Origin of the sequence: Streptomyces sp. NRRL F-2664, from assembly GCF_000719345.1 — a bacterium.
Classification (GTDB): domain Bacteria; phylum Actinomycetota; class Actinomycetes; order Streptomycetales; family Streptomycetaceae; genus Streptomyces.
Window position 1 is genome coordinate 1 of the sequence record NZ_JOFX01000498.1, and the last position, 347, is coordinate 347.

The 347-nt window shown below is 73.5% G+C and carries 1 pseudogene; it reads right to left on the reverse strand.

Features of this window, described 5'->3' with window-relative positions:
- A pseudogene (locus IF89_RS0136690) lies at positions 1–347 on the reverse strand (IS1380 family transposase); the annotation flags it as partial.

A 347-nucleotide genomic window follows, 5' to 3' on the forward strand; every position in this document is an offset into this window, starting at 1 on the left:
CCAGGCGACTTCCCGGGCCCTGGCGCGGGCCGCCCGTAGTGAGGCGAGTGCAGCCCCGTCGGTGTCGGCGGGCAACCGCCAGGCCGTGGGCGTGGAGGCGACCGGGCCGAACACCGCGCCCTGGTCTCGCAGAACGGCCAGATCCGCGATCGCCTCACCGCCATCGGCGAGCATCACCGCGAGATCGGTGGCGATCCGGCCCGGGTCATGCCCTGTCCCTCGCGGCCGAAGCGGCCTGAGAGCGGCGGAGTACGCGGCGGTCAGCCCGGTGGCGTCCGCGAGATCCGCCAGCACCCGGTAGCCTGCACGTAGAAAGTGCCTTCCCCCTGGACCGACAGAACCCCCCA